12 protein-coding genes are annotated in these 14375 nt (G+C 63.3%); 7 read left to right on the top strand and 5 right to left on the bottom strand.

From position 1 onward, the window contains the following. Window positions 1-163: 163 nt before the first annotated feature. Window positions 164-628: a multidrug transporter gene (locus J3P90_RS04880; protein ID WP_434560493.1), complete on the top strand. Its 465-nt coding sequence runs from the start codon at window positions 164-166 to the stop codon at window positions 626-628. A gap of 31 nt (window positions 629-659) precedes the next feature. Next, window positions 660-1484 carry an SDR family oxidoreductase gene (locus tag J3P90_RS04875; RefSeq protein WP_434648856.1) on the top strand — a complete coding sequence of 275 codons (825 nt, stop codon included), beginning with the start codon at window positions 660-662 and terminating at the stop codon, window positions 1482-1484. 35 nt (window positions 1485-1519) lie between these two features. Here J3P90_RS04875 and J3P90_RS04870 read toward each other — a convergent pair whose 3' ends face one another. Genes J3P90_RS04870 through J3P90_RS04855 form a run of 4 tightly spaced genes read right to left on the bottom strand, consistent with a single transcriptional unit; the run spans window position 1520 to window position 6251 of the window. After that, window positions 1520-2383, bottom strand: a complete 864-nt coding sequence (locus J3P90_RS04870) for an efflux RND transporter periplasmic adaptor subunit (RefSeq protein ID WP_434560497.1) — start codon at window positions 2381-2383, stop codon at window positions 1520-1522. Window positions 2384-2393: 10 nt separating this feature from the next. Next, window positions 2394-2594, bottom strand: a complete 201-nt coding sequence (locus J3P90_RS04865; protein ID WP_003205331.1) for a DUF1656 domain-containing protein — start codon at window positions 2592-2594, stop codon at window positions 2394-2396. After that, a complete protein-coding gene (locus tag J3P90_RS04860) occupies window positions 2584-4749 on the bottom strand; it encodes an FUSC family protein (RefSeq protein ID WP_434675901.1) in 2166 nt (721 codons plus the stop codon). Before J3P90_RS04860 ends, J3P90_RS04865 begins: the two co-directional genes overlap by 11 nt. Window positions 4750-4760: 11 nt before the next feature. After that, complete coding sequence (locus J3P90_RS04855) at window positions 4761-6251, bottom strand: efflux transporter outer membrane subunit (protein ID WP_434675900.1); 1491 nt, start codon at window positions 6249-6251, stop codon at window positions 4761-4763. A gap of 319 nt (window positions 6252-6570) precedes the next feature. Between J3P90_RS04855 and J3P90_RS04850 the strand changes: the two genes are divergently transcribed. Continuing rightward, on the top strand, window positions 6571-7539 hold the full coding sequence (locus J3P90_RS04850) for a LysR family transcriptional regulator (protein WP_420765406.1): 969 nt from the start codon (window positions 6571-6573) through the stop codon (window positions 7537-7539). 26 nt (window positions 7540-7565) lie between these two features. Here the strand turns inward: J3P90_RS04850 and J3P90_RS04845 are convergent, their stop codons facing one another. After that, window positions 7566-7820, bottom strand: a complete 255-nt coding sequence (locus tag J3P90_RS04845) for a hypothetical protein (RefSeq protein WP_420765407.1) — start codon at window positions 7818-7820, stop codon at window positions 7566-7568. A gap of 229 nt (window positions 7821-8049) precedes the next feature. Between J3P90_RS04845 and J3P90_RS04840 the strand changes: the two genes are divergently transcribed. From J3P90_RS04840 to J3P90_RS04825, 4 genes are read left to right on the top strand one after another with little or no spacing between them, the layout of a single operon-like run. Continuing rightward, window positions 8050-9207, top strand: coding sequence for an efflux RND transporter periplasmic adaptor subunit (locus J3P90_RS04840; RefSeq protein WP_434675899.1), 1158 nt, complete (start codon window positions 8050-8052; stop codon window positions 9205-9207). Then, the gene (locus tag J3P90_RS04835) at window positions 9204-12317 is read left to right on the top strand and encodes a multidrug efflux RND transporter permease subunit (protein WP_434675898.1); all 3114 of its coding nucleotides are present in this window, start codon (window positions 9204-9206) and stop codon (window positions 12315-12317) included. Before J3P90_RS04840 ends, J3P90_RS04835 begins: the two co-directional genes overlap by 4 nt. Window positions 12318-12326: 9 nt before the next feature. Beyond that, on the top strand, window positions 12327-13001 hold the full coding sequence (locus J3P90_RS04830; RefSeq protein ID WP_420765410.1) for a heavy metal response regulator transcription factor: 675 nt from the start codon (window positions 12327-12329) through the stop codon (window positions 12999-13001). Further along, a complete protein-coding gene (locus J3P90_RS04825; RefSeq protein WP_420765411.1) occupies window positions 12976-14355 on the top strand; it encodes a heavy metal sensor histidine kinase in 1380 nt (459 codons plus the stop codon). Before J3P90_RS04830 ends, J3P90_RS04825 begins: the two co-directional genes overlap by 26 nt. Window positions 14356-14375: the final 20 nt, after the last annotated feature.

Genomic DNA, 14375 nt, shown 5'->3' with positions numbered 1-14375 from the left:
CAGCAGCTCCGTAAAGTGCCAGGTAACCCGGCACATCTAACCAACGGTCGCGCAAGGCTGCCTACTGTCATGTATGACAGTGACGACGGACGGTGCAGGGCAGATGAATATCCATCCCCCGCGCCCTTCGGTAGGATGTGGCGATAGGAACGGAGGCTTCAACATGCTTATCGGCGTCGCGCTGGTCATCACCTGGCTCATCCTGCTATTGCGCTACCCGGCCAAGGCCTTGCCGGTTTCCCTGGCGGCGTTCGTCGGGCTGGGGCTGGTCGCGGCGTGGGTGCTTTGGCAGGAAAACCGCGAAACCCGGCAACTGGATCGCCTGGATGTGCGCATTGCCTATGCGCCTGAGCGCTGCCCTGCTGATCGTCCGCTGTCGTTGAGCCTGAAAAATGGCAACGACGTGCCGTTGACCGAGCTGCACTGGCGTATAGCGGCCTACGCGCCCGGCGACACCATCAACCTGGCCGAAAACGTCTACAGCTCACCCCGCTATCGCGGCCCTGGCGAACTGCAACCAGGCGCCGACTGGCAAGACTGCCTGCCGTTGCCGCCGTTGCGCCCCGGCTATCGCCCGCAAACCTTGGAGTTTCGTGCCGAGCGGTTGCAGGGTAGTTTTTCCAACTGATTCCATCACAACGTTACCCAAGGAAAGCGCCATGCCCGTTGCGTTGATCACCGGATGTTCCAGCGGCATCGGCCGCGCCCTCGCCGACGCGTTCAAGGCCGGCGGTTACCAGGTCTGGGCCAGCGCGCGCAAGACCGAAGACGTGGCGCAGCTAAGCGCTGCCGGCTTCACAGCGGTGCAACTGGACGTCAACGACGGCCAGGCATTGGAGCAGTTGAGCGAGCGGATCAACCAGCAACACGGCGGCCTCGACGTGCTGGTGAACAATGCCGGCTATGGCGCCATGGGCCCGCTGCTGGACGGCGGCGTGCCGGCCATGCAGCGCCAGTTCGAAACCAACGTGTTCGCCATCGTCGGCGTGACCCGCGCATTGTTCCCCGTGCTGCGCCAGGCCAAGGGGTTGGTGGTCAACATCGGCAGCGTGTCCGGTGTGCTGGTCACTCCATTCGCCGGCGCCTACTGCGCCTCCAAGGCAGCGGTACACGCCCTGAGCGATGCGTTGCGCATGGAACTGGCGCCGTTCGGCATCCGCGTGATGGAAGTCCAGCCCGGCGCCATCGCATCCAGCTTCGCCAAGAACGCCGGGCACGAGGCCGAACAGTTGATCAGTGAGCAATCGCCCTGGTGGCCGCTGCGCGACGGCATTCGTGCCCGCGCCAAGGCATCCCAGGACAACCCGACCCCGGCCAGCGAATTCGCCGCCGCGCTGCTCAAGGCTATCCAACAGCCCAAGCCACCCCGCCTGCTGCGCCTGGGCAATGGCAGTCGTGCGTTACCGCTGATGGCCGGCCTGCTGCCCAAGGGGTTGCTGGAGAAAGGCTTGATGAAGCGGTTCGGTTTGGGTCGGTTACTGTAATCGTTCCGGTCTTATTTGCCGTTGTGGCGAGGGAATTAGCGGTGACTGTATGGCTCCACCACCACGGTGCAGGTCATCCCCGCCGCCAGCAGCACGTCATCCGGCACTTCGTCCAGATGAATGCGCACCGGCACCCGTTGGGCCAGGCGTACCCAGTTGAACGTGGGGTTCACGTCGGCGATCAATTCACGGCTCTGGGGATTGTCACGGTCGTAGATCCCCCGGGAAATACTTTCCACGTGGCCCTTGAGCACCTCGCCACTCATCAACTGCAATTGCGCGGAATCCCCGACCCGCACCTTGGGCAGCTTGGTCTCTTCGAAGAAGCCATAGACCCAGAACGAATTCATATCCACCACGGCCATTTTTGCCTCGCCGATGCGCGCGTAGTCGCCACGGTGCACGTTGAGGTTGGTGACGTATCCGTCGACCGCCGCGCGAACCTCGGTGCGGGCCAGGTTCAGCTCGGCCGCCTCCAGCTGCGCCTGGGCGTGCTGGTAGTCAGCCTGGGCTGAATCGGCGATGTTGCTGGCGTCGTCACGGTTCTCCCTTGAGATCACCAGGCTGTCCAGATCGGCGCGCCGATGGGCATTGACCTTGCGCATCTCCCAGGTGGCCTTGCGTGACGCCACCAGGGAGCGCGCCTGCTTCACCGCGATGCGGTAGTGCTCGGGGTCGATGCGCATCAACAGGTCGCCTTTTTTCACCAACTGATTGTCGCGCACCGGCACCTCGACCACCTCCCCGCTGACATCGGCAGCGACATTGATGATGTCGGCCCGTACCCGGCCGTCGCGGGTCCAGGGCGTGTTCATGTAATGCACCCACAATGTCCGGCCGATCCACAGCGCCAGGGCCACGATCAACAACGTCGCCAGCAGGCTGAAAAACTTTTTCATCGCATCGATCTCAACGGTAGACCGTCAGCGCCAGCGCGCCGAACAGACAAGTAAACAGACTCAGGCGCAGCAGCGCCGGGTGCCAGAAAAAACGGTACAGGTCCAACCCCGACAGGAACCGATCCAACGCCCAGGCCAGGCCGGCGGCGATAAAGAACATCAAGGTCATGGTGGGCATGTAGACGCCGTGGAAGGCGATTTCACGGGGCATGTTCAGGTTCCTGGGAAAGCGGCATGGCATGGCCGGCCAATGGCGATTGCGGGTCGAGCAAAGAGGTACGGATGAAGTGCAGGTAGCTTTTCACCCGGCGCAGGGCCGAGGTGTCGAAATGCGGGGCGAAAGGTTCGTCGGTGGCCTGCACGCGGCTGATGGCGTGGTCCACCGCCACCAGCGCGCGCTCCAGATTGTTCTGGCCGGGCTGGCGGAACAGCCGCACCAGCGCACGCCCCATCCCCCGAATCGCCTGGCGCCATGGCTGGCTCTCGGCGTAGGCCGGATGCACCGGTAGCGTCGCCTGCTCCTTGCGCAACTCGATGATTGCGTGGCCGATTTCCAGCACTACGAACATCCAGCGCAGCAAATCCCGTTGCACCCGGGGTTGCCCCGCCGCCAGTCCGTAGGCTTGGTGCAGCAAGTCCCGGCTGCGGCTCTCGAAACCCGAGGCCAAGCCCTTGAGCTTGCCGCTGATGGCGAACACCACCTGTTCGCGCAGGTCCTGTTCAAGCCGACGCCACAGCCAGCGGCTGTTGGGCGGCAGGATAATCGCGCCGGCGGCGGCACATACGAGCATGCCGAGGATCATCGCAATGTAATCGTTGATGAAGGTGTACGGGTTGTAGACCGTCAGGTTGTCCGGCACCGAGCCGGTGCAGAAAAAGATCAGCAACCCCAGCCCGACTCCGGCGTATTGCGGGCGGGAACTGAGGAATGAGCCCACGACAATCACCGGCGTCAGCATCACGCAGAGCAAGGGGAAACCGTCGATCAATGGAAAGACGAAAAACATTTCGACGAAGCCGATCAGCGCCCCTAACAACGTGCCGCAGGCCATCTGGAACGCCATGCGCTTGGGGTTCGGCGTGGCGGCGGACAGCCCGACGGTGGCAGCGGCAATCATCGTCATGGTCGCGCCGCTCGGCCAGGCGGTGGCGACCCAATAGCTGCCCAGCACCAAGAGGATGAACGCAGCGCGAAAACCGGAAGCGGCTGCCGCCAACCCGTTGGTCTGCGACACGAAGGGCTCGTCCCAGCGTTCGCGTTCGTGGCGGTGGTCGGCCAGGGATGCGTGGGTCTGGGCGTAGCCGTGCAGGTCTTCGACAAACCGATATAACAGCTCGTAGGCGGTATGAAAATCCAACTGCTGCGCGTCACTGGGATCCGTCTCCAAAAACTGCGCGCGCAATCGACGGACCTGGGCCGGCAAGTCGGCCTTGTAGTCTGCCAACGCGGCCGCCAAGCGCGCCGCATCAGCATCAATCAAGGGCCGTGCGCTGAAACCGTCGAGCAGTTCGGCGAGGGTTTGCAATCCAGGCTCGATGGCGCTCGCCACCGAGTCCGCCGTGCCAGTGCGCAATCTTTCGAGCAATTGGTGCAAGGCGTTGAATCGGGTAGTGATGCCCATGAATTCGCTGTTCAAGCGACTGAGCCGGCCGTTGCGCCGGCGCATGTGCGGGTCTTCGAACACCGTCACGCTGCGCAGGCCCTCCAGGCCCACCGCTTCGGCGATGAAACCGACGTTACGCGCCTCGAATGCCTCGGGTTGGCTGCGCCCGCGCAAGCCGTCGGTGACGAACAGGGCGAACACACCAAAGCGCTGGTAAAGCGCGTTGCGCATGGCGGCACTGGCGGTTTGCGGCAGGATCGCGGCGCTGACCGCGGTGGAACAGAGGATCCCCAGGGAAATTTCCAACACCCGCCAGACCGCCGCCATGAAGGCACCCTCGGGATGGGCCAGGGCCGGCAGGCCGATCATCGCCGCGGTGTAGCCGGCCAGCACGAAACCATAGGCGCGAAAGTTGCGATAACGCGCCGCCCCCGCCGAACAGATGCCCACCCAGATCGCCAGGCACCCGAGGAACAGCTCGGTGTGCTGGGCGAACAAGGCGATTAACGCAACCATCACCGCCGAGCCGGCCAACGTGCCGAGCAAGCGATAGAAACTTTTGGCGAACACCTGCCCGCTCTGCGGTTGCATGACGATGAACACCGTGATCATCGCCGTGCGCGGCTGCGGCAGCTCCAGGCGCATCGCCAGCCACAACGTGAGGACCGCGGCCAGCAAGACCTTGAAGATATAAACCCAGGTCACACCGTCGCTGCGAGCCCAATCGAAGAAACCACGGCGCCATTCGAGGCGAGACAGCATGAGTAGATACGTCACGGGAGGGACACTCGCCACGGGCCATCACTTGCCACAGGCATGTCGCTGCCAGCCTCCAGCCCGCCGCCCAACGCGGTGACCAGATCGGCATGGGCACTCAGGCGCGCCGCCTCCACCCGTTGTTGCACCTGTTGTCGCTTGAACAACAGGCTTTGGGCATTGAGCACGTTGAGGTAATCGGTGAGCCCACGCTGGAACGCGACCAGCGCAATGTCATAGGTGCGCTGTGCCGCGGCAACGGACTCGGCGGCGAAAGCCTGTTGTTTGTCCATCGACTCGCGGCGGATCAACTGGTCGGAAATGCTCTTGAGTGCGTTCACCAACGTCTGGTTGTAGTGCGCCACGGCAATATCGTAGCCGGCGGTCGCCTCGCCCAATTGCGAACGCAGGCGACCGCCGTCGAAGATTGGCAACGAGATCGCCGGGCCGACGTTGTAGGTGAGTTTCTTGCCGGTCAGGAACTCCAGCGCCCCGCCGCCGGTGGCCATGTAGCCCAGGCTGCCTACCAGATCGACGTTGGGGTAAAAGCCGGCCCGGGCCACATCGATACCCCGTGCCTGGGCTGCCACTTGCCAGCGTCCGGCAACCACATCCGGGCGTTGGCCGAGCAGTTCGGCGGGCAACGTGGACGGCAGCTTCAAGGCAGCACCCAAGGCCAGGGTCGGACGGTGCAAGCGAGCACCGTCTCCCGGTCCCTTTCCCGCCAGCGCGGCCAGTTGATTGCGGCTCAAGGCGATGGCTTCGTCGAGGGCGTCGAGTTGACGATGGGTTTCGGGCAATGGCCCTTGGGCTTGGCTGACTTCGAAGTGCGTGCCGATGCCACCATCCAGGCGTTTCTGTGCGAGTTCGAGGATCTGCTCTTGCTGACCTAGGGTCGCAGCGACGATGTCGCGCTGGGCATAGTGCAGCGATAACTGGATATAGGCGCGCACGATGTTGTTCTGCAATTCCAACTGCGCCTGGCGCGCCTCGGCGACGCTGACATGGGCCAGGTCGACGGCCCGCTCGCTGGCATTGCGCTCGCGACCCCACAAGTCCAGGGCGTAGCTCAACCCCAGGGCGGCGTTATTGTCCCAAGTAGTGGTATCGGCCAGCCCGCCAGGGCCGTAGAACTGGTCGGTGGGCCAGTTGTGGCGCTTGAGTGTGGACTCGCCATTGATCTGCAGTGACTCGGCGGCCTCGGCGATTCCGGCCATGGCCCTGGCCTGGCGGACCCGCGCGGCGGCCATGGCCAGGCTCGGGTTGTCTGGCACGGCCAAATCGATCCAACGGTCGAGTTGCGGGTCGCCATAGGCTTTCCACCACTGGCGGTTGGGCCAATGAGCGTCGTGGGCAGCCTCGCGAATCGCCTCGTCGGTCGCCAATTGGTCGGGCGACAACGCCTTGCCTTGCGGCGCAATTGCTCCCGTGCCGATGCAACCACTGATGGTTAACGTCAAAACCCAAACACTGAGAGTCTTCAGCTCTCTGCTGATGCAACGCGGCACAGGCGCAATATTCCTAAAAGAAGGGGCTGACGACGGTCTGCGGATGACTGCAAGGCCTGTGGGAGCGAGCTTGCTCGCGATGGGGTCCTCGCATACAACACTGAAGTGAATGCACAGACGCCATCGCGAGCAAGCTCGCTCCCACAGGTCCTTGACACCAGATCGCTCCGCATTGGCAGCAATTCTAGGGACCGCCCCCAATAGCGATAAGCCGACCTTTCTGTGAATCTTTGTTACCGTAAACGCGATAATCAATAAGTCGGGTCCCGTCACGCTGTAACTTCATGTCACAATTTGACACCTCCCAAGAGAGCCCTCCATGGACACCTTGCAAAACATGCGTGCGTTCAGCTGTGTTGCCGAAGCCGGCAGCTTCACCGCCGCCGCCGCGCAGCTCGACACCACCACGGCCAATGTCTCGCGTGCGGTTTCCAACCTGGAAGCCCATCTGCAAACCCGCCTGCTCAATCGCACCACCCGACGCATCGCCCTGACCGAGGCCGGCAAGCGCTACTTGCTGCGTTGCGAGCAGATCCTGGCGTACGTCGAAGAAGCGGAAGCGGAGGCCAGCGACGCCCATGCGCGTCCGGCCGGGCAATTGAAAGTGCACACCATGACCGGCATCGGCCAGCATTTCGTGATCGACGCCATCGCCCGGTATCGCAAGACCCATCCGGATGTCACCTTCGACCTGACCCTGGCCAACCGCGTGCCGGACATCCTCGACGAGGGTTACGACGTCTCGATCGTGCTCGCCAGCGAACTGCCCGATTCAGGCTTCGTCTCCCAGCGCCTGGGAATCACCTACAGCATCGTCTGCGCATCGCCCGCCTACGTGAAGGCCAGCGGCTGCCCGCAGAAACCCGCCGACCTGCTCAACCATGCCTGCCTGCGCCTGGTCAGTCCGGTCATTCCGCTGGAGAAATGGGTGTTCGACGGCCCGGAAGGCCAGGAAATGGTCACCGTCAACAATTCACCGTTCCTGGTGAATTCCGCCGATGCCATGAAAACCGCCATCACCAGCGGCATGGGCGTGGGTGTGCTGCCGGTGTACGCCGCCATCGAGGGTCTGCGCAACGGCACGCTGGTGCGGGTCATGCCCAACTACCGTTCCCAGGAACTGAACCTCTACGCCATCTACCCATCGCGCCAGTACCTGGATGCGAAGATCAAGACGTGGGTCGAGTACCTGAGGGGATCGTTGCCGGAGATTCTGGCGGCGCACCAGGCCGAATTGACGGCTTATGAATTGAGTGGAAGCCTGACGGGGCCACGGGTCGCGAACTGAATCCGCGACCGGCGCCGGGGACAATATCAGCGTTTGCCCATCGAGCGACGCGTACCGGGAGGCGCGGCGCCGGGGGTCTTGGTATGGCCGTTCTTTGCGCCATTCTTGTACCAAGGCTGTTGCCCGGCCCCCTTGGCGGCCGCCAGTTCGCCGGGCTTGAAGGGAAACTTGAACGCCGGGATCGCCGGTTTTTCTTCAGCGCTGGAAACATCGCTGTCCGTCTGGGCAGACGGCTCGCCTTGCAAGCGTTCGTCCGCGGACGATGGTGTCGGGGAAGTCATGTAAGGCTCCGGGCGGGTATGCCGGGCTCGCTAGGTGAGCCGCGAAACGCAGCAGTATACCCGCCCGGATCGCGGTGCCACGAAGCAGATTCCATGGCGGCGCTCCGTCCGACGGAAAACCGGGACGAAACTGACAGCCCTGACAGCTAGCCGTCACCTTCCTGACCGCCTCGCAACGCTATATAAGACAGATAGAAATCCCACCGTCCCGAACCGGCTCTTCGCATCCATGCACATTCAGAAAAAAACCGTCCTGCTCGTCGCGCTGTTGGTCGCCTTGGGCGCACTGGTCCTGTGGTTCTCGATGAAACCCGCCGCCACCAGACCTAGTGCTGCCAGCGCCGTACCGGTAAAGGTCGTAAGCGTGGTGGAAAAGGACGTGCCGCGCTTTGCCAGTGGGATCGGCACGGTGTTGTCGCTGCACAGCGTGGTGATCCGTCCGCAGGTCGACGGCATCCTTACCAAGCTGCTGGTCAAGGAAGGACAATTGGTCAAGAAAGGCGATCTGCTGGCAACCATCGACGACCGCTCCATCCGCGCCAGCCTCGACCAGGCCCGCGCCCAACTCGGCGAAAGCCAGGCACAACTGGCGGTGGCCCAGGTCAACCTCAATCGCTACAAAGTGCTGAGTGTCGATGATGGCGTATCCAGGCAGACCTACGACCAGCAACAGGCGCTGGTCAACCAACTCAAGGCCACCGCCCAGGGTAACCAGGCGGCCATCGACTCGGCGCAGGTGCAACTGTCCTACACCCAAATCCGCTCGCCGGTGACTGGCCGTGTCGGCATTCGCAATGTGGATGAAGGCAATTTCCTGCGCACCAGCGACACCGAAGGGTTGTTCACCGTGACCCAGATCGACCCGATCGCCGTGGAGTTTTCCCTCCCGCAACAGATGCTTCCGACGCTGCAGCGACTGATCGCTGCCCCGGACCAGGCACTGGTCAAGGCCTACATCGGCGCCGACGGGGCCACCGGGCAATTGCTCGGCGAAGGCCGACTCAGCCTCATCGACAACCAGGTCAATACCAGCACCGGAACCCTGCGGGCCAAGGCCGAATTCAATAACGCCGCACAACGGTTGTGGCCGGGGCAGTTGGTCACGCTGAAAATCCAGACCGCCGTCGACAAGGGTGCGCTGGTGGTGCCGCCGACCGTCGTCCAACGTGGGCTGGAGCAACCTTTCGTCTACCGGGTCAACGGCGACAAGGTGGAGAGCGTGCCGGTTGAAATGGTTTACCAGGACAGCGACATGCACATCATCAACGGCGTGAACGCGGGTGACCAATTGGTGAGCGACGGCCAGTCACGGCTCAAGCCAGGCGCCAGCGTCCAGGTGATCGGCGACCCGCCCGCCGTGGCGAAGACCGGGCAGGCGCAACCATGAAGGGGCGTGGTTCGGTATCGGCGTGGTGCATCGACCATCCCATCGCCACGGTGCTGTTGACGTTCGCCCTGGTGCTGCTGGGGCTCATCGCCTTTCCTCGCTTGCCTGTCGCGCCCTTGCCCGAAGCGGAATTCCCGACCATCCAGGTCAATGCGCAACTGCCCGGTGCCAGCCCCGAGACCATGGCTTCGTCGGTGGCGACCCCGCTGGAGGTGCAATTCAGCGCCATCCCCGGCATTACCCAAATGACCTCCAGCAGCGCGTTGGGCTCGACCAACCTGACCCTGCAATTCAGTCTCGACAAGAGCATCGACACCGCCGCCCAGGAAGTCCAGGCCGCCATCAACACCGCCGCTGGCAAGCTGCCCAACGACATGCCGAACCTGCCGACCTGGCGCAAGGTCAACCCGGCGGACAGCCCGGTGCTGATTTACAGCATCAGCTCCAACCTGATGCCCGGCACCGAACTGAGTGACTACGTCGAGACCCTGCTCGCCCGCCAGATCAGCCAGATCGATGGCGTCGGGCAAATCTACATCACCGGCCAGCAGCGCCCGGCGATCCGGGTCCAGGCCTCGGCCGACCGACTCGCGGCCATTGGCCTGACCTTGGCCGACGTTCGCCTATCCCTCCAGCAGGCCAGCCTCAACCTGGCCAAGGGTGCGCTGTACGGCGAGTCGAGCATCTCTACGCTGTCCACGAACGATCAGTTGTTCAAGCCCGAGGAATACGGTGAGCTGATCGTGGCCTACCGGGACGGGGCGCCGGTTCATCTCAACGACATCGCCAAAGTCGTCAACGGTTCGGAAAATGCCTACGTCCAGGCCTGGTCCGAGGATCAGCCCGGGGTCAACCTGGTCATCTTCCGCCAACCGGGGGCGAACATCGTCGAGACCGTCGACCGCATCCAGGCGGCGCTACCCACCCTGGAGGCCATGCTCCCCGCCGCAGTGCAGGTCAAGGTCATGATCGATCGCACCCAGACCATCCGCGCCTCGTTGCATGAAGTGGAAATCACCCTGCTGATCGCGGTGCTGCTGGTGGTGGCGGTGATGGCGCTGTTCCTGCGCCAGCTCTCGGCGACCCTGATCGTCTCGGCGGTGCTCGGGGTGTCGTTGATCGCCAGTTTCGCCCTGATGTACGTGATGGGCTTCAGCCTGAACAACCTGACCCTGGTGGCGATTGTCATCTCGGTGGGATTCGTGGTGGACGATGCCATCGTGGTGGTGGAGAACATCCACCGGCACCTGGAAGCCGGCGAGGGCATGCGCGAGGCGGCCATCAAGGGCGCCGGGGAAATCGGCTTCACCGTGGTGTCCATCAGCTTCTCCCTGGTGGCGGCATTCATTCCGCTCTTGTTCATGGGCGGCGTGGTCGGGCGCCTGTTCAAAGAGTTTGCCTTGACGGCTACCTCGACCATCCTGATTTCGGTGGTGGTGTCCTTGACCCTGGCGCCGACCCTGGCCGCCTTGTTCATGCGCGCGCCAAAGCGCCCCGCTCACGCCCAACCGGGCTTCGGCGAACGCCTGCTGGGCTGGTATGAACGAGGCCTGCGCCGGGCCCTGGCTCACCAGAAGCTGATGATCGGTGTGTTCGGCCTGACCCTGGCGCTGGCGGTGGTGGGCTACGTGTTCATCCCCAAGGGCTTCTTTCCGGTACAGGACACGGGCCTGGTGCTCGGCACCAGCGAAGCCGCCGCCGACATCTCATTCCCGGACATGGTGGCCAAGCACAAGGCCCTGGCCGAGATCGTTGCCGCCGACCCGGCGGTGCAGACCTTCTCTCACTCCGTCGGTGTCTCGGGCAACAACCAGACCATCGCCAACGGCCGTTTCTGGATCGCCCTGAAGCCTCGGGGCGAGCGCGATGTATCAGCCAGCGGCTTCATCGATCGTATCCGACCCAAGTTGCTGAAGATTCCCGGCGTGGTGCTGTACCTGCGGGCCGGGCAGGACATCAACCTCAGTTCCGGCCCCAGTCGCGCCCAGTATCAGTACGTGCTCAAGAGCAACGACGGGCCGACCCTCAACGCCTGGACGCAGAAACTCACCGACAAGCTACGCAGCATTCCGGCGTTCCGCGACATCTCCAATGACCTGCAACTGGGCGGCAGCATCACCCACATCAACATCGACCGCAGTGCAGCGGCGCGCTTCGGCCTCACCGCCACGGATGTCGACCAGGCGCTGTATGACGCGTTCGGCCAGCGGCAGATCAACGAGTTCCAGACCGAGACCAACCAGTACAACGTGATTCTCGAACTCGACACACAACAGCGTGGCAAGGCCGAAAGCCTGGCGTATTTCTACCTGCGCTCGCCCCTGACCGGGGAGATGGTGCCGCTCTCCGCCCTCGCCCGCTTCGACGCTCCCACCAACGGCCCGTTGTCGATTGCCCACGATGGCATGTTCCCGGCCGCCAACCTGTCGTTCAACCTGGCACCAGGCGTGGCATTGGGGGATGCGGTGCGGCTGCTCGACCAGGCCAAGAACGAAATCGGCATGCCTGCGGCCATCACCGGCAATTTCCAGGGGGCGGCCCAAGCCTTCCAGAGTTCGCTGAAAAGCCAGCCATGGCTGATCCTCGCCGCCCTGGTGGCCGTCTATATCATCCTCGGCGTGCTCTACGAGAGTTTCGTGCATCCGTTGACCATTATCTCCACGCTGCCCTCGGCCGGCCTTGGCGCGCTGATCATGCTGTGGCTGCTGGGTCAGGATTTCTCGATCATGGCGTTGATTGGGCTGGTGCTGCTGATCGGGATCGTCAAGAAGAACGGGATCCTGATGATCGACTTCGCCATCGACGCCCAGCGAAACGGCGGGATGACGGCCCAGGATGCGATCTTCCAGGCCTGTATGACACGGTTCCGCCCCATCATCATGACCACCCTCGCCGCGCTGCTCGGTGCGCTGCCGCTGATGCTCGGCTATGGCGCCGGCGCAGAGCTGCGCCAGCCGTTGGGCATTGCCGTGGTCGGTGGCTTGCTGGTGAGCCAGGCGCTGACGTTGTTCACCACACCGGTCATATACTTGTGGCTTGAACGACTGTTACATCGACCCGCCCCTCGAAACGGCCCTGCGCCGACGGCGGCGCTGGCGAATACAGACTGAGGCCGGGCCATGCGCGTTCTGATCATCGAAGACGAAGAAAAAACCGCCGACTACCTGCACCGCGGCCTGACCGAACAAGGCTACATCGTGGACGTGGCGCGCGATGGCGTCGAAGGGCTGCACCTGGCCCTGGAAAGCGATTACGCAGTGATCGTGCTCGACGTCATGCTGCCAGGCCTGGACGGTTTTGGCGTGCTGCGTGCGCTGCGCGCCCGCAAGCAGACACCGGTCATCATGCTCACCGCCCGCGAACGGGTCGAGGACCGTATCAAGGGCCTGCGCGACGGGGCCGACGATTACTTGGGCAAACCGTTTTCCTTCCTCGAACTGGTGGCGCGCCTGCAAGCGCTGACCCGCCGCAGCAGCGCCCACGAGCCGGTGCAGGTGAGCATCGCCGATTTGTGGATCGACCTGATCAGCCGCAAGGCTACCCGGGCCGGGCAGCGCCTGGACCTCACCGCCAAGGAGTTTTCGCTGCTCAGCGTCCTCGCCCGTCGCCAGGGCGAAATCCTTTCGAAGACCGCCATTGCCGAGATGGTCTGGGACATCAACTTCGACAGCGACGCCAACGTCGTGGAAGTTGCGATCAAGCGCCTGCGGGCCAAGCTGGACGGTCCTTTCGAGCACAAGCTTCTGCACACCATCCGTGGGATGGGGTATGTGCTGGAGAATCGAGGTGAGTAACAGCATCGCGCTGCGCCTGAGCGGGCTCTTCACGCTGGTGGCGGCGCTGGTGTTCCTGTTGATTGGCGGTGCACTGTACCAGCAGGTCGACAAAGGCCTGGGCCTGCTGCCGGAAGCGGAGCTCGACGCCCGCTACAGCGTGCTTGAATCCACCGTGGGTCGTTATGGCACGCCCGAGCATTGGGTGAAGATCAACAACAAGCTGCGGTTACTGGGGGAGGAAGACAAGCGCATCCATTTCTGGATCGTCAGCGGCGACCCGCGCTTTGAATATGGCAGCCCCGATCCTCGGATTCGCGCCGTCGCCCAGGGCCCCTTGGGCAAGCATGACCTGATGTTGCCCGACCGGCACTATCCAATGAAAGTCCTCGTGAGCCAGTTCCCCGCCAAGGACCAGCGCCCTCCCCTGCGATTCATGATCGGCATCGATACCGAGACGTTCTACCAGACCCAACACCACCTGCTGGTGGCCCTGGTGAGCCTGGCCTGTATCGGTGTGCTGCTGGCCTCGTTGCTGGGTTATTGGGTGGCGCGCATCGGGCTCAAGCCGCTCATCAAGTTATCGGACGAAGCCCAACGCCTGGCGCCACCGCGCCTTTGCGGGAGGCTGCGATTGTCTCCATTGCCACCGGAGCTCGGCCAGTTCGTCAGCTCGTTCAACGCCACTCTCGACCGGGTCGAGCAGGCTTACTCCCGGCTGGAATCATTCAACGCCGACGTTGCCCATGAACTGCGTTCGCCGTTGACCAACCTGATCGGCCAGACGCAAGTGGCGCTGACCCGGGGGCGCTCGGCGGAGCATTACTTCGAAGTGCTGCAATCGAACCTCGAAGAGCTGGAACGCTTGCGCTCCATCATCAACGACATGCTGTTCCTGGCCAGTGCTGACCAGGGCAGCAAGGCCACCAAGCTGATCACGACCTCCCTGGCCGACGAAGTGGCAACCACCCTCGACTACCTGGACTTCATCCTGGAAGACGCCCAGGTCGAGGTTCACGTCAGTGGCGACGCCCAGGCCACCATCGAAATCGCCCACCTGCGAAGGGCCTTGATCAACCTGCTCAGCAACGCCGTCCAGCACACCGCGCCCGGCCAGGTGATCGCCGTGCGCATCGAAGCCATCGGCGATCAGATCACCCTCGCCGTCACCAACCCCGGCGCGCCCATCGATGGAGAGCACTTGCCGCGCTTGTTCGAGCGCTTCTATCGCGTCGACGCCTCCCGCAGCAACAGCGGCGCCAACCATGGATTGGGCCTGGCCATCGTCAAGGCCATTGCGCTGATGCATGGCGGCGACGTTTTCGTACACAGCGAGCGGGGCGCAAACACCTTCGGGATCCGTTTGCCGGCTTGAAATAAGCCACGATGTGGATT

It is taken from the genome of Pseudomonas sp. D3-10, assembly GCF_051132175.1.
In the GTDB taxonomy this organism is placed as follows: domain Bacteria; phylum Pseudomonadota; class Gammaproteobacteria; order Pseudomonadales; family Pseudomonadaceae; genus Aquipseudomonas.
The sequence above is the reverse complement of the archived record's forward strand: the minus strand, read 5'-3'. Positions and strand labels throughout refer to the sequence as shown.